24 protein-coding genes and 1 pseudogene are annotated in these 26,027 nt (G+C 46.8%); 20 read left to right on the forward strand and 5 right to left on the reverse strand.

Going from position 1 to position 26,027, the window contains the following annotated elements; all coding sequences use genetic code 11:
* Positions 1–93: 93 nt before the first annotated feature.
* The 5 genes and pseudogenes from AC0J20_RS16485 to AC0J20_RS16505 form a co-directional block, all read left to right on the forward strand.
* Positions 94–603, forward strand: a pseudogene (locus AC0J20_RS16485) (nucleotidyl transferase AbiEii/AbiGii toxin family protein); the annotation flags it as partial.
* Positions 604–780: 177 nt separating this feature from the next.
* Positions 781–2,367, forward strand: a complete 1,587-nt coding sequence (gene prfC, locus AC0J20_RS16490; protein ID WP_473022568.1) for a peptide chain release factor 3 — start codon at positions 781–783, stop codon at positions 2,365–2,367.
* Positions 2,368–2,382: 15 nt separating this feature from the next.
* Positions 2,383–4,119, forward strand: coding sequence for an arginine--tRNA ligase (gene argS / locus AC0J20_RS16495; RefSeq protein WP_473022569.1), 1,737 nt, complete (start codon positions 2,383–2,385; stop codon positions 4,117–4,119).
* 596 nt (positions 4,120–4,715) lie between these two features.
* A complete protein-coding gene (locus AC0J20_RS16500) occupies positions 4,716–5,579 on the forward strand; it encodes a TolB-like translocation protein (RefSeq protein WP_473022570.1) in 864 nt (287 codons plus the stop codon).
* Between the two features lie 288 nt (positions 5,580–5,867).
* Complete coding sequence (locus AC0J20_RS16505) at positions 5,868–6,773, forward strand: TolB family protein (protein WP_473022571.1); 906 nt, start codon at positions 5,868–5,870, stop codon at positions 6,771–6,773.
* Between the two features lie 104 nt (positions 6,774–6,877).
* Here AC0J20_RS16505 and AC0J20_RS16510 read toward each other — a convergent pair whose 3' ends face one another.
* The 3 genes from AC0J20_RS16510 to ygfZ all read right to left on the reverse strand — a co-directional run bounded on the left by AC0J20_RS16510 (position 6,878) and on the right by ygfZ (position 11,760).
* Entirely contained in the window at positions 6,878–10,210 is a 3,333-nt protein-coding gene (locus AC0J20_RS16510) for an amidohydrolase family protein (protein ID WP_473022572.1), read from the reverse strand.
* Between the two features lie 127 nt (positions 10,211–10,337).
* Entirely contained in the window at positions 10,338–10,823 is a 486-nt protein-coding gene (locus AC0J20_RS16515) for an FKBP-type peptidyl-prolyl cis-trans isomerase (RefSeq protein WP_229527984.1), read from the reverse strand.
* Positions 10,824–10,845: 22 nt separating this feature from the next.
* Positions 10,846–11,760: a tRNA-modifying protein YgfZ gene (gene ygfZ / locus AC0J20_RS16520; protein ID WP_473022573.1), complete on the reverse strand. Its 915-nt coding sequence runs from the start codon at positions 11,758–11,760 to the stop codon at positions 10,846–10,848.
* A 109-nt stretch (positions 11,761–11,869) separates the two neighbouring features.
* Between ygfZ and AC0J20_RS16525 the strand changes: the two genes are divergently transcribed.
* From AC0J20_RS16525 to AC0J20_RS16545, 5 genes are all read left to right on the forward strand, one after another.
* Positions 11,870–12,136 (forward strand): FAD assembly factor SdhE, encoded by a 267-nt coding sequence (locus AC0J20_RS16525; protein WP_229527982.1) that lies wholly within the window; start codon positions 11,870–11,872, stop codon positions 12,134–12,136.
* The gene (locus AC0J20_RS16530; RefSeq protein ID WP_473022574.1) at positions 12,123–12,545 is read left to right on the forward strand and encodes a protein YgfX; all 423 of its coding nucleotides are present in this window, start codon (positions 12,123–12,125) and stop codon (positions 12,543–12,545) included. The genes AC0J20_RS16525 and AC0J20_RS16530 overlap by 14 nt, the downstream gene beginning before the upstream one ends.
* 4 nt (positions 12,546–12,549) lie before the next feature.
* Entirely contained in the window at positions 12,550–13,422 is an 873-nt protein-coding gene (locus AC0J20_RS16535) for a MaoC family dehydratase (RefSeq protein ID WP_473022575.1), read from the forward strand.
* 29 nt (positions 13,423–13,451) lie between these two features.
* A complete protein-coding gene (locus AC0J20_RS16540) occupies positions 13,452–13,946 on the forward strand; it encodes a DUF7000 family protein (RefSeq protein WP_473022576.1) in 495 nt (164 codons plus the stop codon).
* Between the two features lie 97 nt (positions 13,947–14,043).
* Positions 14,044–14,598, forward strand: a complete 555-nt coding sequence (locus AC0J20_RS16545) for a cupin domain-containing protein (protein ID WP_473022577.1) — start codon at positions 14,044–14,046, stop codon at positions 14,596–14,598.
* Between the two features lie 83 nt (positions 14,599–14,681).
* On the opposite strand, the gene nadB is transcribed toward AC0J20_RS16545, so the two are convergent.
* Positions 14,682–16,295, reverse strand: coding sequence for an L-aspartate oxidase (gene nadB, locus AC0J20_RS16550; protein WP_229527977.1), 1,614 nt, complete (start codon positions 16,293–16,295; stop codon positions 14,682–14,684).
* A 301-nt stretch (positions 16,296–16,596) separates the two neighbouring features.
* Here nadB and rpoE point away from each other — a divergent pair, with 301 nt between their 5' ends.
* The 10 genes from rpoE to AC0J20_RS16600 all read left to right on the forward strand — a co-directional run bounded on the left by rpoE (position 16,597) and on the right by AC0J20_RS16600 (position 25,340).
* Positions 16,597–17,178, forward strand: coding sequence for an RNA polymerase sigma factor RpoE (gene rpoE / locus AC0J20_RS16555; RefSeq protein ID WP_473022578.1), 582 nt, complete (start codon positions 16,597–16,599; stop codon positions 17,176–17,178).
* A gap of 79 nt (positions 17,179–17,257) precedes the next feature.
* Positions 17,258–17,863, forward strand: a complete 606-nt coding sequence (locus AC0J20_RS16560; protein WP_473022579.1) for a sigma-E factor negative regulatory protein — start codon at positions 17,258–17,260, stop codon at positions 17,861–17,863.
* 97 nt (positions 17,864–17,960) lie between these two features.
* Positions 17,961–18,944 carry a MucB/RseB C-terminal domain-containing protein gene (locus tag AC0J20_RS16565; RefSeq protein ID WP_229527974.1) on the forward strand — a complete coding sequence of 328 codons (984 nt, stop codon included), beginning with the start codon at positions 17,961–17,963 and terminating at the stop codon, positions 18,942–18,944.
* Between the two features lie 14 nt (positions 18,945–18,958).
* Positions 18,959–19,429, forward strand: coding sequence for a SoxR reducing system RseC family protein (locus tag AC0J20_RS16570; RefSeq protein ID WP_473022580.1), 471 nt, complete (start codon positions 18,959–18,961; stop codon positions 19,427–19,429).
* 189 nt (positions 19,430–19,618) lie between these two features.
* Positions 19,619–21,415 (forward strand): translation elongation factor 4, encoded by a 1,797-nt coding sequence (gene lepA / locus AC0J20_RS16575; RefSeq protein WP_229527972.1) that lies wholly within the window; start codon positions 19,619–19,621, stop codon positions 21,413–21,415.
* Positions 21,416–22,330, forward strand: a complete 915-nt coding sequence (lepB, locus tag AC0J20_RS16580) for a signal peptidase I (protein WP_473022581.1) — start codon at positions 21,416–21,418, stop codon at positions 22,328–22,330.
* Entirely contained in the window at positions 22,331–23,011 is a 681-nt protein-coding gene (gene rnc, locus AC0J20_RS16585) for a ribonuclease III (protein ID WP_229527970.1), read from the forward strand.
* Between the two features lie 13 nt (positions 23,012–23,024).
* Positions 23,025–23,900, forward strand: a complete 876-nt coding sequence (gene era, locus AC0J20_RS16590) for a GTPase Era (protein WP_229528049.1) — start codon at positions 23,025–23,027, stop codon at positions 23,898–23,900.
* A gap of 29 nt (positions 23,901–23,929) precedes the next feature.
* A complete protein-coding gene (gene pdxH, locus AC0J20_RS16595) occupies positions 23,930–24,565 on the forward strand; it encodes a pyridoxamine 5'-phosphate oxidase (protein WP_229527969.1) in 636 nt (211 codons plus the stop codon).
* 10 nt (positions 24,566–24,575) lie between these two features.
* Positions 24,576–25,340 (forward strand): TatD family hydrolase, encoded by a 765-nt coding sequence (locus tag AC0J20_RS16600; RefSeq protein WP_473022582.1) that lies wholly within the window; start codon positions 24,576–24,578, stop codon positions 25,338–25,340.
* Between the two features lie 33 nt (positions 25,341–25,373).
* On the opposite strand, the gene AC0J20_RS16605 is transcribed toward AC0J20_RS16600, so the two are convergent.
* Complete coding sequence (locus AC0J20_RS16605; RefSeq protein ID WP_473022583.1) at positions 25,374–25,949, reverse strand: AhpA/YtjB family protein; 576 nt, start codon at positions 25,947–25,949, stop codon at positions 25,374–25,376.
* Between the last annotated feature and the right edge of the window lie 78 nt (positions 25,950–26,027).

A 26,027-nucleotide genomic window follows, 5' to 3' on the forward strand; every position in this document is an offset into this window, starting at 1 on the left:
GTTGTGGAACTTAATCCGGAGAGCAAAAAAGAAGCAGCTTAACGGCTTAGGCGACAACTACCTTGAAAAACGCCGGCCACAGTAGAAGATGAATTCGGTTATGTTGAAGTTCCTGTCGTCGCTTTGGCTGATCTGTATGCCGGTAAAATATGTGCTGCATTGGATAGACAGCACCCAAGAGATTTGTTTGATGTTAAGTGGCTTTTGGAAAATGAAGGGCTAACTGACGAAATCCGTATAGCTTTGCTGGTGTATCTCTCAAGTCACAATAGACCGATGGCCGAGCTGCTAGCGCCGAAATTTAAGGATATTTCGGCCATTTATGCAGGTGAATTTGCCAACATGGCAGAAACAGATGTTCCCCTGAAAGAGCTTGAAGCTGTTAGGGAGCGATTGGTTGAGCTTATTCATAAGGGACTAAATGAAAGTGAAAAAACGTTTTTAGTGTCGTTTAAAAACCGTGAGCCAGACTGGTCGCTACTCCAATTGAGCGGTGTTAGCGAGCTGCCGGCCATTAAGTGGAAACAAGTTAACCTGTCTAACATGTCTGACGAAAAACATAAGCTGGCGTTAGAAAAACTAAAAAAAGTATTAGGTGTGTGATTTATAGCGCTTAGGCATTTTGCTAGAATAGCGCTCAATTTTATCAATGCTTTGATGGGAGGTTATGCTGGCTGTAGGCCTTGGCAGACTACTTGACTCTTTATTGAGCGATACATCGGGGCTTAGAGTTAACTTTATTTTTTGTACATCCGTCGTACAAAATGGGAATTTGGATACATGGCAAACGCCGATTTTCTTAATCAAATCAATAAGCGAAGGACTTTCGCTATCATCTCTCACCCTGATGCCGGTAAAACCACCATTACCGAAAAGGTATTGTTGTTCGGAAACGCGCTGCAAACAGCGGGTACGGTCAAGGGCAAAAAATCAGGTCAGCATGCTAAATCCGACTGGATGGAAATGGAAAAAGAGCGTGGTATCTCTGTGACCACCTCGGTAATGCAATTTCCTTACGGTGACAACCTGGTCAACCTGCTGGACACACCCGGACACGAAGATTTCTCCGAAGATACCTATCGCACCTTAACAGCGGTTGACTCCTGTTTGATGGTTATCGATTCCGCGAAAGGTGTTGAGGCCAGAACCATAAAATTAATGGAAGTAACCCGTCTGCGTACTACGCCCATCATCACGTTTATGAACAAGCTGGACCGGGATATTCGCGACCCGCTGGAATTGTTGGATGAAGTGGAAGATGTACTTAACATCAAATGTGCGCCTATCACCTGGCCGATTGGCATGGGTAAGGAATTCAAAGGTGTTTATCACCTGCTGCGGGATGAAACCATTCTGTATAAAACCGGTCAGGGGCATACCATTCAAAACAGCCGCATCATCAAAGGACTGGACAATCCGGAACTGGATGAAGCCATTGGCAGTTACGCCGAAGAACTACGGGAAATGTTGGAACTGGTGCAAGGGGCCAGCCATGAATTCGATCAGGAAGAGTTTTTGCGTGGCGAATTAACGCCGGTATTCTTCGGTACCGCATTGGGTAACTTTGGTGTTGACCACATGCTGGATGGATTGACGGAATGGGCACCTAAGCCACAGTCGCGTCAAACCCATGAACGTGAAGTTGCTTCTGAAGAAAACAAGTTTACCGGCTTTATTTTTAAGATTCAGGCGAATATGGACCCCAAACACCGCGACCGTATCGCCTTCTGTCGTATCGTGTCCGGTAAATATGAAAAGGGCATGAAAATGCACCACACCCGCATTGGCAAAGACGTACGCATCTCTGATGCCGTAACCTTTCTGGCGGGTGACCGTTCGGTACTGGAAGAAGCTTATGCCGGTGACATAATCGGATTGCACAATCACGGTACAATCCAGATAGGGGATACCTTTACCTCGGGTGAAAAGATACAGTTCACCGGTATTCCCAACTTTGCCCCGGAACTGTTTAAACGCATTCGTCTGCGTGATCCGCTAAAGCAAAAGCAATTGTTAAAAGGTCTTATCCAGCTGTCCGAAGAAGGTGCGGTTCAGGTATTCAGACCACTAATGAACAATGACTTAATCGTGGGCGCCGTCGGTGTGCTGCAGTTTGATGTGGTCGTAGCGCGTCTTAAAGCGGAATACAATGTGGACGCCTTGTATGAGCACGTTAATGTGACGACGGCTCGCTGGGTTTCAGCGAAACAAGAAAAGCACCTGGAAGAGTTACGCCGTAAAGCACAGGCCAATCTGGCCTTAGATGGTGGTGATAACCTGACTTACATTGCGCCTACTATGGTCAACCTGTCAATAACTCAGGAACGTCATCCTGATGTGGTTTTCCATCAAACTCGTGAACATTAAGAACTGAGTGAACAAATGAATATTCAACAACAACTTTTAGCCCGTTTTAAAGCTGCGCTTGCTGCCATTGGCGCGCCAGAAGACGCACCTGCGCCGTTAACGCAAAGTACCCGCGCCGGATTTGGTCACTATCAGTTTAATGGCGCAATGGCACTGGCCAAAAGCCTGAAACAAAAGCCTCGAGATATCGCTCAGTCCATCGTGGATGCAGTAGACCTGGATGGCATTGCTGAAAAGCTGGAAATCGCCGGTCCTGGTTTTATTAACATTCATTTAAGCCCGGATTTTATTGCCAGTCGCGTCACCTGCATCAACAACGAGACAAAACTCGGTGTTGTACTACCTGAATCACAGAAAGTGGTCGTGGATTATTCTTCTCCTAACCTGGCGAAAGAAATGCACGTAGGTCACCTGCGTTCAACGATTATCGGTGATGCCGTGGTACGCGCACTGGCGTTTTTAGGGCACACTGTGATCCGACAAAACCACATGGGTGACTGGGGAACGCAATTTGGAATGTTGCTGGCGCACTTCAGCGATAAGTTGCAAGACAACCAAATGGCTGAAACCGCGCTGTCAGATTTGGAAGATTTTTATCGCGAAGCCAAAGTCCGTTTTGATGAAGAAGAGGGCTTTGCCGATCGCGCTCGCTCACAGGTTGTAAAACTGCAAAGTGGCGATGCTCAATGTATGGCGTTGTGGCAGCAGTTCATCGATATCTCTATCGCGCACAGTGAAGAGGTGTATCACAAACTGGGTGTTACGCTAAGTCGCGACGATGTGATGGGCGAAAGTGCTTATAACGATCAACTGGCTGATGTGGTCAGTAAACTGAAAGAGCAGGGACTGGCGGTTGACGACCAGGGCGCTGTTGTGGTGTTTATTGAAGAGCTGGCTGATAAGGAAGGCAACCCTGCGGTTTATATCGTACAAAAATCCGGTGGTGGTTATTTATATTCCACCACGGATCTGGCTGCTATGCGTTATCGCTCATTTGAGTTAGGCGCAGATCGCAACCTGATTTTCACTGATGCCAGACAGGCACTGCACTTTAAGCAAACCGAAATCGTAGGACGCAAAGCGGGCTTTAGCCGTCCTGAGACCACTTATGAGCACTGCCCATTTGGCATGATGCTGGGCCAGGACGGTAAGCCGTTCAAAACCCGTACCGGTGGCACAATTAAATTAGCTGACTTGCTGGATGAAGCCATTGAACGCGCCGAAAAGCTGGTGGCTGAACGCGATTCTGATCTGACTGCAGAGGAGTGCAAAGACATTGCTGCCAAAATCGGTATCGGCGCGGTTAAGTATGCTGATCTGAGTAAAAACCGTACTACCGACTACATTTTTAACTGGGACACCATGCTCAGTTTTGAGGGGAATACCGCACCTTACCTGCAATATGCTTACACCCGTATTGTCAGTATTTTCAGAAAGGCCGGTATCGAGCTGCAAACAATTTCTGCTCCGGTGAATCTGCAGGCAGAACAAGAGCTGGCATTGGCTTTAAAGCTGGGACAGTTCGTTGAGGCGCTGGACCAGGTTGTATCAGAAGCGACACCGCATGTTCTGTGTACCTACTTGTATGAATTGGCCAGCTTGTTTATGTCTTTCTATGAAGCGTGTCCTATGCTCAAGTCTGATGTGGCAGAAGAGGTGAAGATGAGTCGTTTGATGTTAGCAGCCGCTACCGCAAAGACCATTGCAACCGGCTTGGATTTGCTGGGTATAGACACCCTGGATAAGATGTAAACATCATCGATTTTGCTTGTAAAAACCCGGTTCTTTTAACCGGGTTTTTTAGTTTCGGGAAGTAGATTTTTGCTGAGTTTAGTTGGACCGTTGCAGTGATGTCAGTTCAACTGACAATTATAAGCTGTACAATTAAGCCTTATTTAACTCAGCTCAAGTCTAACACAGACGAACTTCATTGATTTAAGAAGCCCCCACTCCAAAGGCGCAACCTCAGGGCGCTTAACCAAAAGAGGGTGTTTGAAATTTAGCCAGATTTTTTAATTCGTCAATCATGCCAGGCAGAAACACATTAACCCCGGAAGTCACAGCGTTTCAAAATGCAATCTCGGGTTTGTTCACAAAGAAATCTGACTTTACTTTCGCACTTTTTATTAAATTTACACCATAACATCAGTAGTTTTTAATATTATTTTATCCATAATTCGGACATCAGAATGAAACCACAGGCAACAGTGGCTACACATCTGGTACAAAAACGTCCAGATAGCCTGCAATTCACCTCAATTTATCGTATAACCAACTGATTTTAATTTTACTCTACTGATTTGCCTGTAGTGTATTGAAGGTTAAATTAAAATAAAAATGGATGCATAATGAAAGCCCTTGGGACATCAATTCTACTTCTTCTTGCAGGTATAACTTTTAGTCATGAGAGTTATAGCCAGGACTCAACCCCGGTTTTACAAGGCCCTTATGTTGGGCAAACGCCACCGGGTTTAACACCAAAACGGTTTGCGCCCGCTGTTCCTTCTGATGATTACCGAGACTGGGGAGGAAGCTTTACTCCGGATATGTCGCAGTACTACTTTGGCAGACGCATGCTGGAAACTGGCGAAAACAAACGTTTTGTGTTCACTGCCACAAACAATAAGTGGACCCTTTCTGAAGTGGATTTTCATATGGGTAAGTCGATTTCACCCGATGGTAACACCATGTTTTCAGGGTATCGCTATCTGCAACGCACGGCAGATGGCTGGTCAGAACTGAAAAGCCTCGGGCCTGCCTTTGAAGCGTTCCGTATTATGCGTTTAACTGCCTCAAGCAATGACACCTATGTGTTCGATGAGATGAGCCGAAGCGGCGATGGCCAGATTCGCTATTCTCGCCTGGTGGATGGTAAGCACGAAGACCCCAAACCATTCGGCAAACAGATTAACGCTGGAAAATGGACTGCTCATCCCTTTATTGCCCCGGATGAATCTTACCTGATGTGGGACAGCGAACGGGAAGGCGGGTTTGGCTCCAGTGACATGTATGTCAGTTTCCGTAAACCTGATGGTTCCTGGGGAGAGGCCATTAACCTGGGGCCGGAAATTAACACCGAAGGGGAAGACGGAGGGGCAAATGTCACCCCTGATGGTAAATATTTGTTTTTTTGTCGCCGCTGCAAGATGCCTGATTTGGAAATAATGTGGGTGGACGCACAAGTTATTGAAAATCTCAGACCCGAGTATTGAACTATACAGCTTTCGAAATTCTAACAATGACACCCAACTTAAACTTCGCCCAGCTTAAAGAGCAGGAGAACAATGTAGGTTGGTATGGATTTTACAGAGCACAAGTGTATGAAATGTCCTGAAGGACAACGGCATCGCTTTCCTTTTTAATCAGACCAGGAGCGTGTTTTTTACGTCAGGTAGCAGAGACTTTTTGGGTTCGAACAATTTAAACTCTTCGCTTAATTTAACAGTAATAGTTTCGGTTTCTTAGCTGTCAAAACTAATGCTGGTTTCGTAAGGACTAAAATGAACAAAATTTTCAAATTTGACCACTGTGACCACAGTTTTTTGAGGTTAGTGGCTTTGTCGCTTTTATTTATCTCCCAGGCTCAAGCATCAGAGGCTGATTCTCACGCCCTTATTTACTCGTCTTTTGAAGGAAAAAGTCGTGAGATTTTTTCTACTGATATTACTGGAAAAAAGAGAACCAAATTGGCCAGTTACACATTGTCAGATGGTTACCCGGTTGTTTCGCCTGATGGAAGCAAGTTCGCTTTCTATGGAAAATATGATGGCTACAAAACCTGGTCTATTCATACGGCTAATATTGACGGCAGTAATGTTGTCAGGCTAACTACAGATAAAAACGTATGGGATGCTGCCCCTTCGTGGTCGCCAGACGGCCGACATATTCTGTTCTCGAGAAACAAAAAAAGCCAGGATGGTAATACACACGAAGAGATTTGGATTATGAATGCCGATGGAAGTGAGCAAAAACAAATTAAGGGACTGAGCGGGGGAGGAGCGTCTTTCATGCCTGATGGGAGAATAGTTTTTCACTCTAAAACCGGAGCCAGTGAAATAAGCATAGCAAATCGAGATGGTAGCAAAATCATAACACTGACAAACAATGATGCTGAAGATTGGCATCCGGAGGTTTCCCCTGATGGAAAACACGTTGCTTTTATGTCAGACAGGGATGGCAATAGAGAAATTTATGTAATGGATATTGATGGAGAAAATGAAAGGCGTTTGACCAACAATGAATTGTCTGATTGGGATCCTGTATGGTCTCCTGACGGCGCGAAAATAGCTTTTGTCTCTGATAATGTTGAAGGTTTATATGATATCCATATTATCAATGTCGATGGTTCCGGTTTATACCAAGTTGTTAAAAACGGCTCACAGCCCTCCTGGATAAATGCAGAATAAAACCTGAAGATTGGCTACAAAGATGGTGCTAACGTCAATGCAAGTATAAAAAAATCCAGCTCAGGGAGCTGGATTTTTGTTTAGTAAGGTATCTTAAATTGGGCTTAATGCACCCAATGATGACGTTCTGATTTGGCCTCGATGGCCGCTCTGGTGGCTTCCGGCATAAAGGCTTCATTATCATCTTCAAAGAAGAATTTATTGCGTTTACCTTTTTTGCCAAACTCACTCATGGTAGCCGCATCAAAAACCCGACCATTAATGATGGTGTATTGCACCATTTCACTCAGGCGGATATCACTCAGTACATCACCTTCAATGACCACTAGATCCGCCAGTTTTCCGGTTTCGATACTGCCGATATCCTTATCCATACCCAGGTGTTTAGCACCGTCTATTGTTGCGCCGCGCAAGGCTTCCCAGGCACTGAATCCACCTTGGTTCATGATCCACATTTCCCAATGAGCTGCCAGACCTTCGCGCTGACCGTGGGCACCAATGTGTACACCTACACCATTATCGCGCAGCTCTTTGGCATATTCGGCGACAGCTACATGGTTATATTGATTATCCGGTGCCGTTGGGCGTCGGATAGAACGCTCATCCAGTAAATAGCTGGGGGTGTAACGCAACAGGCGCGGATTTTTCCAGACCTCGGTGCGATCGTAGAAGTATTCTTCACCCATCATACCGCCATAGGACACCACAAAGGTGGGGGTATAACCAAATTTGGTGGCGGACCAAAGCTGGGTCAGATCAGAGTATCCACGGGCAATCGGTAAAGAGTGTTCAAGTCCGGTGTGGCCATCTACCATCATGCTCAGGTTTTGCTGCAACTTACCACCGCCTTCAGGCACCACCATCATGCCCAGCTCCTGTGCGGCTGCCAGTATCTGCTGACGCTGCGAGCGGGCAGGCTGGTTGTAGCTCTTCACTGATATTGCACCTACGTCTTTTAAACGCTGCAGATGAAACAGGGCATCCTCATAATTGTTGACTATGGCTTTGTAACCCAGTGCTTCCGCGCCGTACAAGATAGTGCCAGTAGAGTAGATTCTGGGGGCGACGATTTTACCGGCTTTTTGTAATTCCGAAGCTGAGAAAATCTCCGTAGTGTCGTTGGACGGATCGTGGATAGTGGTGACACCAAAGGCTAACAGTGAGTACATTTCCCAGTTTTGCTGTGGAATGATTTCTTCACTGCCCTGACTGCCATGGGCGTGGGCATCAATCAGACCTGGAACGATGGTTTTTCCCTTTGCGTTTAGTTGCAATGCGTTTTTAGGAATAATGACATCGGCTTCAGCACCCACCGCAACAATGCGGTTATCTTTAATCAAGACTGTGGCGTTTTCTAATACCTCTTTTTGATTGTCGGCATTGCGCATGGTGACAACGGTGCCACCAACCAGGGCTACATGACCACTGGGTTTGTAGCTGGTTTGAGGCATGGATAAATTAGTCTTGCTGGCTTGTTCTTTGCCACTTAACTCTGACTCTGCCAGGAAATCAAAAGAACTGTCCAGGCTGCGCTCGTAGTACCGGGGACCGTGAAACCAGCCCACCGCGTCACTTTTCGATGACCAGGATAAATACTCACCGGCTTCCTCAGAAATTTGTTTTACCGGAATATCTTTGGTGCCAGCGTTAATGCTCAGGCGCATTCCCAGATCAGCAAAGGCAGCAACATAAGGTTTATATTGCTGAGTAAAGGCCACCCACTTTTTATCCGGTGAAAGACGGTATTCCAGGATGTTATCTGCACCGTACAGGTGTTCTTTTTTATCTTCGCCATCAAGGTTAACGCTCACTAACTGACGTTCCGGATAATCGCTGCCAGCGACAGACTCTGTGAAGTACACCCGGCTGTTATCGCCCGCAAAGTGTGGATTACTGCCGGATTTGCTGACACGTTTGCTGCTATTGGCCGCAATATCGTGCACATAGATGCCTGGCTCTACTGACCACTGTGGCGATAACAGGTAGCCACCGGTGAACTTGCGGTAGGTGATTAGCTTATCGTCTGTGCTGAAACTGGGTTCAACATAGTGACCCGGATATTGGGTGATAATTGTACTGCGGCCACCTGTAGCAGGTACAGTGCGCACAGAGCCTAACTCAAGATCATGCCAGGTGGTGTAAACGATGGTTTTACCGTCATGGGAATAGCGCGGGTAATATTCATCATGACTGTCCTGGTCTGTCAGGCGCTTAGTTTTACCTGATGCCATGTCTTTAACGTAGAGTTTGCCCAGTGCCTGAAACAGAATGCTTTTGCCATCCGGTGACTTTTGCGACCAGCGATGCATCTTGGTTTCAAATTGCTCCGGTGCCACATCCACATCGAAGCGAATGCCGTCGGCGTATTGCAATGTGGCATCAACATTTACCGGAATGGTTTCCAGAGATTGATCATTGACATTAATTTTATGGAATTTTCCGCCTGTCCAGAACACCAGGCTTTGGCTGTCCGGCATCCAGTCATAATAAGCAAAATAACCCTCAGACCCGAAACCTTCCTGCATATCGCGTTCAAGGTTTAGAAACAGTGGCGTTTCAGTGCCGTCTTTATTGTTTTTCAGAAATAAGCCGGTTTTGTTTTTAACGCGGCGAATAAAGGCCACATATTTGCCATCCGGAGAGGGCGTTGGTACGACGGCGCCGCCGGTGCCGGAAATGTAGGTTTCAGTTTCACCCTTTTCCAGATCGTAACGTTTAACAGCAAAAATACCTTTTAGCGGATCGCGATTGTATGAGAAACCGTGTCCACCGACGGTGTTTTGGGTGTAATACAGGTATTGCCCATCTGGTGAAAAAGCCGGATCGGAAATGTTGTTTTGTTCTTTGTTACCGCTGGCCCGTTTGACTACCGGTAAACCTTTGCCACCGGCATAGTGATACAACCAGATTTCTCCGGCTGGGATACTGCGGGAAGACATGATGCCTTTCATCACAGCGATATACTGGCCATCAGGACTCCACTTAGGAGAGTGCAGAATATTGGCGTCTTCGTTGCTTAGTTTTTTAAGATCGGTGCCATCTATGTTCATGCTCCACAGATTGGAAATTCCGCCGCGATCGGAAATAAACGCGATTTTTTTGCCATCGGGTGACACACTGGGCTGAATATTCCAGGCAAAATCCTGAGTCAGACTGGTAGCATTACCGCCCTGGATGTCTGCGATATAGAGGTCGCCCAACATATCGAATACAAAGCGATTACCATCCGGTGTCACATCCAGACTGGACCAGGTGACTTCATCTGTTTTGACCTTGGTTTGTTGCAATTCAAAAGGGGGATTTAAAACGTCCCACTCTTTGCTTTCTTCTGCTGCCGTGCTGGCTTGTTCCTGTGCGACTGTCGTTAAAGGCGCTAAACCCAGGCTCAGTAGCAGGGGCAATGATTGCAGGATCCGGTTTTTCATTCTTTTTTGCATTTTGTTGTTCCGGTTTGTCTTTATGTTGAGAAATGCTGTCTCATATTAACCTGGATTTAGCCGGGGCTAATATGAAAAAACCGCATTGTGTAATGCGGCTTTTATACTCATTAATGTATCGTGTGGATTAGTGCTGGTGTCCGCAGCCACCTTCACTATGAACATGGCCATGTTCCAGTTCTTCGGCAGTGGCTTCTCTGACTGACACTATTTCAACCGAGAAAGACAGATCCTGACCCGCTAACGGATGGTTGCCATCAATAACAACACCTTCGTCTGTAACATCAATAACCATTACCGATTGCTCACCGTGGTCTGTGGTGGCTCTGAATTGCAGGCCCGGAGCTACTTCCATACCTTCGAACATGGTTTTTGGCACTACCTGAACCAGTGCATCGTGCCTTTCGCCATAGGCCTCAGCCGCTACAACGGCAACATCAAATTTTTCACCGGCGGTTTTGCCGATTAACGCATCTTCCAGACCTGGAATTAAAAAGCCCATACCGTGGATAAAGACTAATGGCTCGCCATCAAAAGAACTGTCCAACTCAGTGCCATCACTGGTGGAGACGAGATAATGCATGGTAACTACATGATTGTTTTCAATATTCATTGTGATCCTGTCAGGATTTATTCTATTCGACTGAATAGGGGAGTGAGTGGATGCTGAGTCTGGAATCTGGCATAGACTTAAACCTCAACACGGCGTCATTTTCAATATCATTTGGCAAAACGGCAAATACCCAGGTAGTACCATCTTGCTCACTGCTGACTATATTAGCAATTGTGCCGGCTCGCCGCCAATTTTCTCCCAATTGCATCTCAATGGTGTCGTCTTGCGGCACCTTATCCGTTAATTGGCCCTGTAATATATAGCCGGCGCGTTTATTTTTGCCCAGGTATTTAGCTCTGGCAACCGTCTCCTGACCCATGTAGCAGCCTTTGGTAAAGCTGATGGCGTCCAGAGCCTGCAGATTTAACATCTGCGGAATGTATTCAGCACTGACATTGCCCAGCAGGTGGGGAATACCGGCCTGTATATCGGCCACTAGCCAGTCTTGCTCTGAGCCGGTATGGTTTTCTGCGGGCAGCGATTGGGACGTCAGACAGATGAATCTGGCGCTGTTGTCCGGCAGTTTAAAAACGAGCTTGTCCGCGACTCGGGCAAGCTGCATTTTTTCCGTGGGCAACTGCGCAGCAATTGCATCGTTATCCAACCGGGTAGCACCGTCACCATCAAAGCCATACAGAGTGACATCATCGCTGATATCGGTAATATCCACCTTGGCGAATACCGCAAACTTTTTGAATGCCGTCAGACTGGCCTGCAGACTTTGTGTAAATCCAATCAATAAATAGGCGTCATCCTGAGCTAACAGATAAAAGCTGCTGATCACTTTTCCTTTGGAGTCGCACTGACAGGTAAACTGTACCGCGTCTTCAGTAAGTTTGCTTATGTCGCTGGTTATCTGGCCTTGCAGATAAGTTTTAGCCTCTGGTCCTGCAAACTTTAAAACGCCAAATGTGCTGAGTGGAGTTAATGTTGCCATAATGCCCTAATCTGAAACTGTGTTTTATGGCGATCATATATTGGGATGATGTATCAACATGCAAGCATTTCGCGACGTTAATTGTTAGAATCCCGCCAGTGTTGAATAGATGTTAAATAGTATGGAATTTGAGAAGAAACGATTTTCCCGTCTGAAGTGGGCCTGCCGCCGCGGCATGTTAGAACTTGATGTCTTGTTTATGCCCTTTGCTGATGAGGCATTTGAAGAATTGAGTTATCAGGACAAAGAACTGTTCGAACGCTTGCTTACCTGTGATGATCCGGATCTTTATGCCTGGTTTATGGGGCATCAGAAATGTGATGACAACGAGTTAGCACGCATGGTGAGTATTATTCTGAACCGTGTCAAAGTTTAGGATACAGGTAAGCGACTCCCATTACCGGCGCTACCTGAACGGGGCGATTTTACTGTTGATGGTAGCCTCTGTCTGGAGTTGGAAGTCGGATATTTTTGTGTATCAACAGTGGATACAGGGTTTATTTACGCTGTGCCTGGGCCTTTATTTTTGGCCTAAGCTTTGTCAAAAGGACCAAGAGCAAATCTTCCAGGTTGATGAGGATGGCAGGGTGATTTGGTTACAACCGCAATCTGATATCAGCTGGCAAATCTCTTCCCGTTCCCGATTTAACGGCTGGTGGCATTGGTTGGTGCTGGAAAGCCCCATGACCTCTCCCCGTCAGCACCGGATGTTGTTCAAAGACAGTGTCAGCGATGCTGACTGGCGGCACCTTTGTCGCATTGTTAATCAGATCATCAGGAAATAACCTTGTGGCCATCAATACCCTCATTGGAAACTCGCTGACGTTAAATCGCTTTCGCTTGCTGCAGAGTCTGTTCAAAGGCAATACAGTGACGGGGGCCGATACCCTTAATGGTAGTGAATGCCTGACGGCCCAGTTAACGCCAAAGCCTGGCAAAGTAACCCAATTTAATCAGGTGGTTGGCTGGCAGTCGTCATCGTATTTAGCACCTACCTGGCTACAGGTGGCAGCGATGCCCATGTATCTGAACCTCCTGTCCGATCAACAATTTCCTTTTTCACCGCTGGGGCTGGTGCACGTTGAAAACAGGGTGACTTTATATAAGCCGTTACCCGTGAACCAAACGTACCAATTGCAGTGCCGTTTGGACAATTATCGACAACACACCAAGGGCGTACTGTTTGATATTGTATTGGAGGCACTGTCAAACAATGAATTGGTTTATCAGGGCAAGGCTAGCAATTTGGTGGTTCAGTCTGCGCAAAAGGGAAAAGCAACCAAGCAAAAGGTAGCAGAAAGCGATACCGCTGCTGGCTCGCTCATGACAAACACTGAATGGCATCTGTTATCTTCGGCTGGGCGTGAGTATGCAGCGGCCTCGGGGGACTATAACCCTATTCATCTGTTTCCTTTGGCAGCTAAACTTTTTGGTTTTCGTCGTCACATTGCTCACGGAATGTTGTTAAAAGCCAGGGCCTTGAGTACATTACTAAAAGATAACGACAGTGACCCGGTGGTGGCAAATATCGCCTTTCGTAAACCGGTGTTTTTACCAGCGAATATTACTTTGTGTTCAGATGCTGATGCCAATTGCACAGCATTCAGATTAATCAGTGGCGACAGTGTGCATGCTTGTGGTGATCTACAAATTACCTCTTAATTAACTGGTTTGTAACAGGAGCAGGGAAGATGAACAAAGACAGTCTCAATAACCGAATTCAGGCTTATAAAGAGGTATTTGCCAGCGGCGAGATTCAGGCAACACATCAAAGGCTGGTTGCTGAGTTACAACGCATCAGAACTGAGTTTCACAATACCTATAAGGCTGAGATGTCGGTAGCGAGTGTCATGCATGGCTACATCGATTTTACCTATTTTTATATACAAAATGACTTTCTGAAAAAGCGCAAGCTCAAACTGGCCATTGTATTAAACCATCAAAAAGTGCAGTTTGAACTCTGGTTGCTGGGGCAAACCAAAGACACTCAGCGTGATTACTGGCATAAATTGGCGGCAACTAAGTGGGTGAATTCCAGCACCATGCCTGAATACGCCATTTTTGAAATAGTAATTCAGAAAACCCCTGATTTTGACAATCCGCAATGGCTTTGTGAATCTATCCACCGTGAATTTGTATCGCGATTCAGTGAAATTACCGAGACCTTAAACGCGTTGGATAGCTGATGCTGTTCTTGTCGGTTAAAATTCAATCAGCTAAGGTGTTGCGAGAATTAGCCGTATTTGATTCTTACTTTGCAATATCAGACTTTGGGATATCGGTATGAAAAAGATCAGTTGTTTAATTTTGTTCATCATCTGCCAGGGCGCTTTTGCTCATGCGCCCAAAGTGGTGCCACCTGGCGCGGTTGAAGCTATTCCTTTTCCGGGACACAAAACCCTGCTCTTAACCAAAGCTGATGATAGCCCCTCTGAAGTGGCAATACTGGAACTTGAATTACCCGCAAAGTCGTTTGGGGCACCTCCACATGTGCATCTCAATGAAGACGAACACTTTTATGTCCTGGAAGGTAAAGTGGATTTTTTACAGGAGGATAAAATCATTCCAGTGGAAAAGGGAGGCCTGGTGGTTTTACCCAGAGGATCATTACACGGTTTTTGGAATGATTCTGAGCAACCGGCCAGGTTATTGCTGGTGGTATCGCCTGGAGAATTCGCGTCTTTTTTTGACAATGTGGTGGCTGAGATCAAAAAACAAAATCCGGACAGACCTGATTTGGTGGGAGCCATTATCGCAAAAGAAGCACAAAAGCTGGGCGTTGAAATTCACCCAGATAAAATACCTCAGGCGGCATTAGCGTTAATGCCCAGGTATTGATTGCGGACTGGCAGGGTGGCATTTAATCCGACGGCAATGTCTGATTTAGCCAGCGTTGCTCAGCAGAAAGTGAGCCGTAAACGTTAATTCAGATATTCCGGCAGTTGCCCCGGTGTTAAAACTGTTGGTATAGCCTCAGGCAAGGCGTCCGGCCAGTCAAGGTTATAGTGCAGCCCACGGCTTTCTTTTCGGGCCAGGGCGCAGTGCACCATTAACTCTGCCACAGTCACCAGGTTACGCAGTTCCAACTGATTGTTGCTGACCCGAAAGTTGGCATAATATTCCTGAATTTCCTGTTGTAACAACTGAATGCGGCGCAGTGCACGCTCCAGCCGCTTGTCGGTACGTACTATGCCCATGTAATCCCACATAAACAGGCGCAACTCGTGCCAGTTGTGCTGAATCACCACTTCTTCGTCAGAGTCACACACCTGACTTTCATCCCAGGCCTGAATCGGTTCGTCAGGCAGGCTGATTTGTTTTTGTGCCATGATAGATTGCGCCGCAGCCCAGGCGAATACCACGCATTCCAGTAGTGAATTACTGGCCATGCGATTGGCACCGTGTAATCCGGTATAGGCCACTTCGCCGATGGCGTACACGTTATCCAAATCAGTTTTGGCATTCAGGTCGGTCATCACACCGCCACAACTATAGTGAGCGGCAGGCACCACCGGAATCGCCTGTTTGGTGATATCGATACCTAAAGAACGGCATTTGCGATAAATGGTGGGAAAGTGCTTAATGATAAATTCAGCCGGTTTATGGCTGATATCCAGGTACATGCAATCGGCACCCAGGCGTTTCATTTCAAAGTCGATGGCGCGGGCTACGATATCCCGGGGAGCCAGTTCCAGGCGTTCATCAAACTTGTGCATAAAGCGGGTGCCGTCTTTATGGCATAGCCAGGCCCCTTCGCCGCGCAGTGCTTCGGTAATTAAAAAGTTCTTTGCCTCGGGGTGATATAAGCAGGTGGGATGAAACTGATTAAATTCCATATTAGCCACCCGACAACCGGCGCGCCAGGCCATGGCAATACCATCACCGCTGGCAATATCCGGATTAGATGTGTATTGGTAGACTTTGCTGGCACCACCTGTGGCCAAAACCACGAACTGACTTTTAATGACTTCTACTTTTTCGGCATTGCGGTTCCAGACGTAGGCACCCAACACCCGTTTCGTGTTTTGTTTGCTTTTGATCAGATCCACCACATTAAAGCGCTCCATCACTTCAATGTTGGGATGTTCTTTTACTTGTTGCCCCAGAGTTTTTTGAATGGCTTTGCCTGTGGCGTCTGCGGCGTGCAAAATGCGACGATGCGAATGACCCCCTTCGCGGGTAAGGTGAAAGCGGGTATTGCCTTGTGAGTCTTCTTCCTGGTCGAAGGGCACACCGGTATTAATTAACCATTCCATGCACTCTCTGGCGTGTTCTGCAGTGTAGCGTACGGTGTTTTCGTCACATAAACCTCCACCGGCAATCATAGTGTCCTGAATATGAGACTCAATACTGTCGTTCTCATCAAATACGGCAGCAACGCCACCCTGGGCATATTTAGTGGAGCCTTCAGACAATTTACTCTTGCTGACGATAATGATGTTCAGGTCAGCGCTGAGCTTTAGTGCCAGACTGAGTCCGGCAGCACCACTGCCGACGATTAACACATCACAACTGTATTGACTGGTTTCGCTCATATACCCGAAACAACTCTGTTAAGAAAAATCATGAAATACTAACATCTTACAAGTGAAACAGACAAAAATAACAAATTTTCAGTTGAAGCCCCTAAAGGAGCCTGTTTCTCCGTGACAAAACTTGTAGAATAGCTTTTTAGCCCAAATAGAAGGCTGACCAGCCCTTTATGGGGGCGATTTTTCAAGTTTTTTCAAATTTTTTAAAAATGTTTCGAACTTTTTTATTTCATCGCAGTCTACTTAAGTGCTTGTTGGAGCCAACAGCGAGTAACGGAAAGAGTAGTTAGGAGACCGGGCTCTAATGAGTGAGCAGTTTACAGACCAAGAGTTGGTTGAAAGAGTCCAGCGTGGGGACAAGAATGCGTTTAATTTGTTGGTACAGAAATACCAACACAAAGTCGTCAATCTGGTCTCACGATATGTAAAGAATTCCGGCGATGTGGCGGATGTGGCGCAAGAAGCCTTCATCAAAGCCTACAGAGCCATCCCTGGATTTCGGGGTGAAAGTGCGTTTTATACGTGGCTGTATCGCATCGCAGTGAACAGCGCCAAAAATTATTTAGTGGCGCAGGGGCGTAAACCGCCTGCAAATGATGTTGACGCAGAGGAAGCAGACTTTTACGATGGCAGTGAAGCCTTGAGAGAGAATTCAACCCCTGAACGGGAAATGCTCTCAGATGAAATTAAACGGATTTTATTTAGTACGGTAGAACAATTGCCAGAAGATTTAAAAATGGCAATTACCTTAAGAGAAATTGAAGGCATGAGCTACGAGGAAATCGCCAGCGTAATGCAGTGTCCGGTGGGGACAGTGCGGTCGCGAATTTTCCGGGCTCGTGAAGCAATAGATAAGGAAATTCAGCCATTACTTGACGCCCATTAGGGTTGGTATGGCAGAATTGTGCGACTGAATAAAACAGCGCAGTGGAATATCGGAAGCAAAATAAAAGCGAAGAGGCAATATGACGCAGTCTAAAATTGAAAACTTATCTGCCCTGGTGGATGGCGAGCAAACTGACAGCAAACTGCTGGACGAGTTGGCGAGCGACGCTGAATTAGCATCCCGTTGGCAGAGTTACCATCTGATCAAAGATGGTTTGCGAGGCGAGTTACCAGATTCGTTGAATCTGAACATCGCAGACGCTGTGGCTGAGGCAATTGAAAACGAGCCGGCGATTGTTGCTCCTAACCTGAAAACCCAAAAAGACAAAAAGTCACCTGTTTGGGGAAATGTTGTGCCTTTATTCCGTCAGGGTGGGCAATTTGCAATAGCCGCTTCGGTGGCGGTAGCCGTGATTCTGGGTTATCAGCAGTTCAATCAAACCACCCAGGATTCTGATTTAAACATTGCGCCGGTAAAAGCAATCTCTGGTATTCCAAGCGGTATGTCACCGGTGAGCTTGTCTCAGGACCGCGCAGTGCCTAAAGCGAATGTTGCAGAGCAGCGCCGTAAGCTCAATGCATTACTGGCAGACCATCAACAACGTATGATGCTGAAAACCGCCGATGATGAAACGGTAATCGAAGCGGAAACGGATGAAGACAGCCAACAGCAGGAGCCAAAGTAAGCTTTCTGTTGTCAGCTATAGTCAACGCTTAGTTGTTCCGAATATACTATAAGGCCGATATTGTCGGCCTTTGTCATTTCTACTCCATGGAGAATCAATGTTAATTCGTATTTTGCTGGTCATGTCCCTGTTGCTTAATTTGCCTGCAATGGCATTACAGGGAAAGGTGATTGACGGGGTAAGTTACCCTGCCAACAGTGCCGAGGTCTGGCTGCAAAAATTCCGTGATGCCTTACACAATCTCAATTTCACCCTGTCGTTTGTGGTTACCCGTGGCAACGCAGAAACCCGGCCTTATATCTGGCGACACGGCATAGTCGATGGTATTTCCATGGAGCATCTGAGTCAGTTAAATGGCCCGGGAAGTGAAATTTTTCGCATCGGCGACAAGGTCAGTTTCTTTGAACCCAACAGTGTGGCCTTTAGTCTGCAGAGCAGCCATATCAATGGCCCGGTGCCACTGACGTTTTTTGAATCGCCGATCAAGCTGGCTGAAGCCTACAGTTTTGTGGTGGTGGGACGCACCCGCGTATCCGGACGAGCGGCACAGCAAATTCGCATCGTCAGCGAAGATGGAAGCCGCTACAACACCACTCTTTGGTTGGATCAGGAAACCGGTCTGTTGCTCAAAATGGACGTGAATAACGCTCAGGGGGACTTGCTGGAGCAATTGCAGGTTACTTCACTGGACGTGACCGAAGCGCCTGACGAATACTTTGAAAAGATCGAGCAATCCCGTCTGCCTGAAATTTCTAATTTACCAAACAATCCTGATCTACAGTTTTCCTGGCAACTAAACTTTATTCCCAAGGGCATGGAAATTATTCAAAAAGACCGTCGTCGTCTGGTTTCATCACGGGACGTGGTGGAATACCTGATGTTAAGCGATGGTCTGGTGGATGTTTCTGTGTATATCAGCAAAGACGATGGCACCGTTAAAGAAGGGGGCTGGCTATTTCATGGTTCGGACACCCTGCTATCCATCAGCAATGGCAATATTATGGTGACGGTAATTGGGAAAATTCCCCCGGAAACCGCCAATATGATTGCTTCTTCTGTTGGCCCTGTGCGCTCCTCGTAACCGGGAATTACACTATGCAGGAAGAAATCGCTCAGGTTGTTAGCTATCACAATGGTGTTGCAGAGGTATCTACCCGGGTGCAGAATACCTGTAACCATTGCGAACAAAGCAGCCACTGCGGCACTGGTTTACTGGCCCGCTATTTGGCGCCTAAGCCTGAAAATCTCAGGTTACACACTCATCATCCGTTGCGACCAGGGCAGCAGGTTAAAATAGGTCTGCCTGAATCATTGCTGCTGAAACTGGCTTTTGCAATTTATGTTATGCCCATTGTTATTTTGCTACTGAGTGCCACCTTGCTAACGGCATTGTTTCCCGCTTTAGGGGAAATCTGGCTGATACTAATTTGTGTTGTTGCCTGTGTCAGCTGGTTTATTGTGTTGCGTCAGGGCATTCGTACGCAGCGCTTTGAAATCAGAGAACCTGAGATTATCCAGGTGTACCAACCGGACGAAACCCCGGTAAAATTCGTCGCGACACCGTAAATTCCTCAATTTGTTCAATTTTGACACGATTTTTAACGCTTTCTTTGCGGTTAAGTTCGCTTTCCTGAGCGGAAATTAGTAAAATCGCCGCCTGAAAAAATCCATATTGACTTTTTCCGGGTTGAGATTGTCAAAATTATTGAATCGTTCCCCGGAAACCGACGTTTTTTGTAGGTAGTATTTTATTCAATGCAACTAAAGCATATTCGTAACTTTTCGATCATTGCCCATATCGACCACGGCAAATCCACGTTATCCGACCGTCTTATCCAGCATTGTGGCGGCCTGACTGAGCGCGAAATGGCGGCGCAGGTTTTGGACTCAATGGACCTAGAAAGAGAGCGCGGCATTACCATTAAAGCGCAAAGCGTGACCCTGAATTACACGGCTCAGAACGGGGAAACTTATCAGTTAAACTTCATCGACACCCCCGGACACGTGGACTTTACCTATGAAGTATCCCGGTCATTGGCCGCTTGTGAAGGTGCCTTACTGGTCGTGGATGCCGGACAGGGCGTAGAAGCACAGACGCTGGCTAATTGTTACACTGCCATTGAGATGGATATGGAAGTGGTGCCGGTATTAAATAAAATCGATTTACCACAAGCTGATCCTGAACGAGTCGCCAAAGAGATCGAAGATATTGTCGGTATCGAAGCCATGAACGCGGTGCGCTGCTCAGCGAAAACCGGCGTCGGCATTGATGAAGTTCTGGAAGTGATTGTTAACCAAATTCCACCGCCGGAAGGTGACGTTGATGGTCCGCTAAAAGCACTAATTATTGATTCCTGGTTTGATAACTATCAGGGGGTTGTGTCTTTAGTGCGGGTGGTCAGTGGTGAGCTGAAAAAAGGCGATAAAATTAAGATTATGTCTAACGGCCAGGTTCACCAGTTAGACAGAGTGGGTATCTTTACGCCAAAAGCCACAGATACCGACGTGTTAAGAACCGGCGAAGTAGGGTTTGTTGTCGCCGGAATTAAAGAAATTCACGGTGCGCCAGTGGGCGATACCATTACCCTGGCAAAGAATCCGGCAGATAAAGCACTACCAGGGTTTAAAAAGGTAAAACCTCAGGTCTACGCTGGTGTATTCCCCATTAGTTCAGACGACTACGAAGATTTCCGTGATGCGTTGGCAAAGCTGAGCCTGAATGACGCGTCTTTGTACTATGAACCAGAAAGTTCCACTGCTTTGGGCTTTGGTTTCCGTATTGGTTTCTTGGGTATGTTGCACATGGAAATCGTTCAGGAACGACTGGAGCGTGAATACGATCTGGACCTTATCACTACAGCACCAACAGTAATCTATGAAGTAGAAACCACCAGAGGCGAGATATTGCAGGTGGATAATCCTTCCAAATTACCTGCAGTGAACGACATTCAAAACATCCGCGAACCCATCGTAGAGGCTAACATCCTGGTACCACAGGAGTATCTGGGTAACGTGATTACCTTGTGTGTGGAAAAACGCGGTATGCAAACTAACATGGTGTACCACGGTAATCAGGTAGCGGTTACTTATGATTTGCCTATGGCGGAAGTGGTACTGGATTTCTTCGACCGATTGAAATCTACCAGCCGCGGTTTTGCGTCACTGGATTATAACTTCAAGCGCTTCCAGGAAGCAGATATGGTGCGCCTGGACATTCTGGTTAACGCCGAGCGCGTTGATGCCTTAGCGATCATCACCCACAAAGAAAACGCTCAGTATCGCGGTCGTGATCTGGTGGACAAGCTAAAAGAGCTGATCCCAAGACAGATGTTCGACATTGCCATTCAGGCGGCGATAGGCAACCACATTGTTGCCAGAAGTACAGTAAAACAGTTGCGTAAAAACGTAACAGCGAAATGTTATGGCGGTGACGTCAGCCGTAAGAAGAAGCTGTTGCAGAAACAAAAAGAAGGGAAGAAGCGTATGAAGCAGGTAGGCAATGTTGAGCTGCCGCAGGATGCCTTCCTGGCGGTATTAAAGGTTGATAGTTAGATGGCGAATTACTTTTCCATATTTCTGGTGATACTGACGGTAGGCAGTGGACTGATCTGGTTGGCAGATGCCCTTTTATGGGCACCTAAACGCAAAGAGAAACTGGCCGTTGCCCGGGCGAATACCAGCAACGCCATCGACGATGAAACCCTTAAGCAAATCGCACCTATTCCTTCGGTGGTTGATACAGCTCAGCAGATATTCCCGGTGATTGCGTTTGTGCTGGTATTGCGCTCATTTTTGTATGAACCCTTTCAGATCCCTTCCGGCTCGATGATGCCAACACTGTTAGTGGGCGATTTCATCCTGGTGGAGAAATTTACTTACGGTCTGAAAGATCCGGTCGCCAGAAAGCAGTTTTACGACGTTGGCACACCTGAGCGTGGTGATATTGTGGTGTTTAAATACCCGGAAGATCCCATGGTGGACTATATTAAACGGGTAGTGGCGTTGCCAGGTGATCGCGTGGTGTATCGCAATAAACGCGTTTACATCCAGCAGGCGTGTGCCGATGGCGATGTATGTACTCTGAAGCCTGTGGATCTGAAGTTTGAAAACAACAATGAATTTGAGTTTCATTTTAGTCGTCTGAACAAATTCAGTGAAACCATTGATGGCAAGACGCACCAGGTTTTGCAAAATCCGGATCGTCCATCGATGGAAATGGCCTATTTTGACCAACCCGGAACCGCCATCAATGAATGGGTAGTACCGGAAGGGCATTATTTTGTGTTGGGTGACAATCGCGACAACAGCCGCGACAGCCGTTTCTGGGGATTTGTGCCTGAAGAAAACCTGGTAGGTAAAGCGGTAGCAATCTGGATTAGTTTTGAGTTCGAACGCGAGGAAGGCAGTTGGTTACCCAGCTTCGTGCCTACCGGCGTAAGATTTGAAAGGGTAGGTGGAATTCAGTAAATGGATGATATCCGTTTTAATCAACTGACCAAAAGAATAGGTTATCAGTTTCAGGACCGCAGTTTGTTGGTGCAGGCGTTGACGCACAGAAGTGCCGCCAATGAACACAATGAACGTCTGGAGTATTTGGGTGACTCAATCCTCGGGTTTATTGTTGCCAAGTATTTGTACAATCGTTTCCCGGAGCAGCCTGAAGGTAAATTGACCCGGATGCGCTCTACCCTGGTAAAAGGCGAAACTTTGGCGACTATCGCCCGTCAAATGGAGCTGGGGGAAGTGATCCTGCTGGGTCCTGGCGAGCTGAAAAGTGGTGGTTTCTCGCGGGATTCAATCTTGTCAGACGCAGTAGAAGCACTGATCGGCGCCATTTATCTGGAAGCCGGAATGCAGCAGTCTGAAGAAGTGGTACTGCAATGGTTGCACAAAAAACTGGAAAAACTGGATCCTAACTACCACCCTAAAGACAACAAAACCCGCCTGCAGGAATACTTACAGTCGAAACATTTACCGTTGCCGGAATACGAAGTCACTCAGATAAAGGGTAAATCCCACAATCAACGTTTTTTTGTGAGCTGTAAAGTACAGGAACTGAATCACCTGATTGAAGGCGAGGGGGCCAGCAGACGCAAAGCCGAGCAGGACGCAGCTCAGAAAGTCATCAGGAAGCTAGAAATTGAATGAAACATATTGCGGCATGGTGGCGATTGTAGGTCGCCCCAATGTCGGGAAATCCACACTGCTAAATAAAATACTTGGCCAAAAAATCAGTATTACTTCGCGTAAGCCACAAACCACCCGCCACCGCATCATGGGTATTGATACCGAAGACAATAAACAGGCCGTTTTTGTGGATACCCCCGGTTTGCACAAGGACGAAAAACGCGCCATCAACCGACTAATGAATCGCGCCGCCAGCAGCTCGTTGACGGATGTGGGTTTGATCCTGTTCGTTGTCGAAGGCACTCGCTGGACCGAAGATGATGAAATGGTGCTGGAAAAAATTAAGCACTCATTTGTGCCATGTTGGTTAATCGTCAATAAAACCGACAAAATCAAAGACAAAGACGAGCTGTTACCGCACTTCAAACAGCTGGTGGAAAAGTACAAATTTGAAAAGATTATTCCGGTATCTGCCAAACAAGGCACTGCGGTTGAGGAATTGAGAAGCGAAATATTTAAAACGCTGCCTGAGTCAGAGCATTATTTCCCGGAAGATTACATTACAGATCGCTCGCAACGCTTTATGGCGGCTGAAATTATTCGTGAAAAGCTGATGCGCTTTACCGGTGATGAACTGCCTTATTCTGTTACCGTAGAAATTGAACAGTTTAAAATGGCAGAAAACGGCGTATTTCAAATCAATGGCTTGATTTTGGTTGAAAGGGATTCGCAAAAGCCAATGGTGATTGGCAAGGGCGGTCAACAGCTCAAACGCATTGGGGTGGAAGCCCGTCAGGATATGGAATCCCTGTTCGATAATAAAGTATTTCTGGAATTATGGGTTAAAGTTAAATCTAATTGGTCTGATGATGATCGGGCTTTGCGTAGTTTAGGATACGACGACAATTAGAATTAGCCGATTTAAACAGAGGTTACACCATGTCTTTAGCTGATATTCGACGGGATTATTGCAATAACCAATCTGATCTCAGTGAATTGGGTGAGGATCCGTTTCAGATCTTTGAGCTGTGGCTGCAAAATGCCATTGATGCCGGTATTCCCGACCCAACGGCCATGACAGTGGCGACAGTAGATAGCAGTGGACAACCTTCACAGCGTATAGTGTTGCTGAAAGACGTCAGCACTGACGGTTTTGTTTTTTATACTAATCTCGAAAGCCGCAAAGCCCAGGAACTATCCCACAATAATAAGATCAGTCTGCACTTTCCCTGGCACTATATGGAGCGTCAGGTGAAAATCTGTGGTGTCGCAGAGAAAGTCGGCATTGCCGAAGCCACCAAATACTTCTTAAGCCGACCTAAAGGCAGCCAACTGGCAGCCTGGGCATCGGCCCAGAGTCGGCCTGTATCCTCTCGCCAAATGCTGCTGCAAAAGCTGGAAGAAACCAAACAACGCTTCTCTAAAGGCGATTTAACCTTACCAAAATTTTGGGGTGGTTATCGGGTGAAAGCCCATGAAATCGAATTTTGGCAGGGCGGGGCAGACCGTCTGCACAACCGTATTTGCTTTAATCTGGTGGATGGCAACTGGCAAAAACAGCGTCTGATGCCATAACGGCTATCAAATGATTGATAGTCACTGTCACCTGGACTTTGCAGAATTTGACGCCGACCGCCCTCAGGTTTGGCGCAATGCGCAAGCCAAAGGTCTGACAGGGCTATTGCTGCCTGGTACTCAGGCTTCGCGCTTCTCACATCTACAATCAATTGCACAACAACAAGCGGGTTTTTACTACGCACTGGGCTTACACCCCTGGTTTCTCAATGAGCAAAGCTGTGCTGAATTGGATGCGCTGGAGCAACTGCTGCAAGATACCCAAAGCGATCCTAAACGCATCGCCATCGGTGAAACCGGACTGGATTTTCACATAGCTGTTGAACCGGCTTTGCAATTGCGGGTGTTTGAGCAACACCTGACACTGGCGCAACACTTTAACCTGCCGGTGATAGTGCATCACCGTAGATCCCATAACGACATTTTGCGCTTACTGAAACGCTATCCTGATGTTGCCGGCGTTATTCATGCTTTTTCCGGTAGTAGCTATGAAGCTGAAAGCTATGTTAAAGCCGGTTTTAAGTTAGGTGTCGGGGGCACTATCACCTATGAGCGGGCTAATAAAACCCGAAACGCCTTGCTGGCAGTGGGGCTGGAGCATTTGTTGCTGGAAACCGATGCGCCTTCTATGCCTTTACACGGTAAACAAGGGCTGCGCAATTCGCCGGAGTACTTGCCTGAAATTGCCGCTGTTCTGGCAACGCTGTTTAACCAGGACGCTGATAGCATAAGCAGGCAAACAACAGACAATTTTGAGCGATTATTTCTGCGTTAACAGTGTTATCTCAGCAGGTGAATGCGCGTGTTATTAATTTCTGTTTCGCCACAGCGTAAATTTACGGCCCACAATAAAACCAATTATCAGCAACAGGGTTGCGGCAAATACAAACGGACGGTAATTGGCCTGAATCACCGGCAGTAATTGCGCCATCAGTGTTTTGCGACTTAAGGTTATACGTAAAAAGCCCTGATGTTTGCCATTAACTATCAAATCAGCAATGTAGATTTGTGGTGAAAGCGCCCGGTTGTCGTATAACAACTGTTGTGCCGGTTGCCATTGCTCATTGAACACGGCTTGCCCATCAGGCGCAAATAACACCACTTCTATCACACCGGCCTGACTGGCGATGCTGTTTAGCAGGGTGGTGATAGCTTCATTATCTTTGTCGTTGATGGCCACCGATAATAACTCGGTATATTGATTGAGCAACCGCTCGCCGGTGATGTGTACCCAGTCGTGCCATTTTTCGGTTTGGTAGTTGCGTTCCACCACGTACAGATAAAATCCCACAAGCAACAGTGACACTGCGATCAGCAGGTTAAATACCCGTTTCCAGACGCGTTTTTTACGTTGTTGTTCGCTGAGAATTTCTACCAGTGGCATAGGCGTTTTGGCTGTTTAGTTCTGGGTCATGTTTATTTATTATGAATCTGAGAGTATCACTTTAGGGCGGTTAAAGGG

Source organism: Planctobacterium sp. R6, assembly GCF_055755215.1.

Excerpts from the sequence above, each read along its gene's own strand:
- prfC (WP_473022568.1), top strand. The coding sequence starts at position 781 with ATGGCAAACGCCGATTTTCTTAATCAAATCAATAAGCGAAGGACTTTC.
- argS (WP_473022569.1), top strand. The coding sequence starts at position 2,383 with ATGAATATTCAACAACAACTTTTAGCCCGTTTTAAAGCTGCGCTTGCT.
- AC0J20_RS16500 (WP_473022570.1), top strand. The coding sequence starts at position 4,716 with ATGAAAGCCCTTGGGACATCAATTCTACTTCTTCTTGCAGGTATAACT.
- AC0J20_RS16505 (WP_473022571.1), top strand. The coding sequence starts at position 5,868 with ATGAACAAAATTTTCAAATTTGACCACTGTGACCACAGTTTTTTGAGG.
- AC0J20_RS16510 (WP_473022572.1), bottom strand. The coding sequence starts at position 10,210 with ATGCAAAAAAGAATGAAAAACCGGATCCTGCAATCATTGCCCCTGCTA.
- AC0J20_RS16515 (WP_229527984.1), bottom strand. The coding sequence starts at position 10,823 with ATGAATATTGAAAACAATCATGTAGTTACCATGCATTATCTCGTCTCC.
- ygfZ (WP_473022573.1), bottom strand. The coding sequence starts at position 11,760 with ATGGCAACATTAACTCCACTCAGCACATTTGGCGTTTTAAAGTTTGCA.
- AC0J20_RS16525 (WP_229527982.1), top strand. The coding sequence starts at position 11,870 with ATGTTAAATAGTATGGAATTTGAGAAGAAACGATTTTCCCGTCTGAAG.
- AC0J20_RS16540 (WP_473022576.1), top strand. The coding sequence starts at position 13,452 with ATGAACAAAGACAGTCTCAATAACCGAATTCAGGCTTATAAAGAGGTA.
- AC0J20_RS16545 (WP_473022577.1), top strand. The coding sequence starts at position 14,044 with ATGAAAAAGATCAGTTGTTTAATTTTGTTCATCATCTGCCAGGGCGCT.
- nadB (WP_229527977.1), bottom strand. The coding sequence starts at position 16,295 with ATGAGCGAAACCAGTCAATACAGTTGTGATGTGTTAATCGTCGGCAGT.
- rpoE (WP_473022578.1), top strand. The coding sequence starts at position 16,597 with ATGAGTGAGCAGTTTACAGACCAAGAGTTGGTTGAAAGAGTCCAGCGT.
- AC0J20_RS16560 (WP_473022579.1), top strand. The coding sequence starts at position 17,258 with ATGACGCAGTCTAAAATTGAAAACTTATCTGCCCTGGTGGATGGCGAG.
- AC0J20_RS16565 (WP_229527974.1), top strand. The coding sequence starts at position 17,961 with ATGTTAATTCGTATTTTGCTGGTCATGTCCCTGTTGCTTAATTTGCCT.
- AC0J20_RS16570 (WP_473022580.1), top strand. The coding sequence starts at position 18,959 with ATGCAGGAAGAAATCGCTCAGGTTGTTAGCTATCACAATGGTGTTGCA.
- lepA (WP_229527972.1), top strand. The coding sequence starts at position 19,619 with ATGCAACTAAAGCATATTCGTAACTTTTCGATCATTGCCCATATCGAC.
- lepB (WP_473022581.1), top strand. The coding sequence starts at position 21,416 with ATGGCGAATTACTTTTCCATATTTCTGGTGATACTGACGGTAGGCAGT.
- rnc (WP_229527970.1), top strand. The coding sequence starts at position 22,331 with ATGGATGATATCCGTTTTAATCAACTGACCAAAAGAATAGGTTATCAG.
- era (WP_229528049.1), top strand. The coding sequence starts at position 23,025 with ATGGTGGCGATTGTAGGTCGCCCCAATGTCGGGAAATCCACACTGCTA.
- pdxH (WP_229527969.1), top strand. The coding sequence starts at position 23,930 with ATGTCTTTAGCTGATATTCGACGGGATTATTGCAATAACCAATCTGAT.
- AC0J20_RS16600 (WP_473022582.1), top strand. The coding sequence starts at position 24,576 with ATGATTGATAGTCACTGTCACCTGGACTTTGCAGAATTTGACGCCGAC.
- AC0J20_RS16605 (WP_473022583.1), bottom strand. The coding sequence starts at position 25,949 with ATGCCACTGGTAGAAATTCTCAGCGAACAACAACGTAAAAAACGCGTC.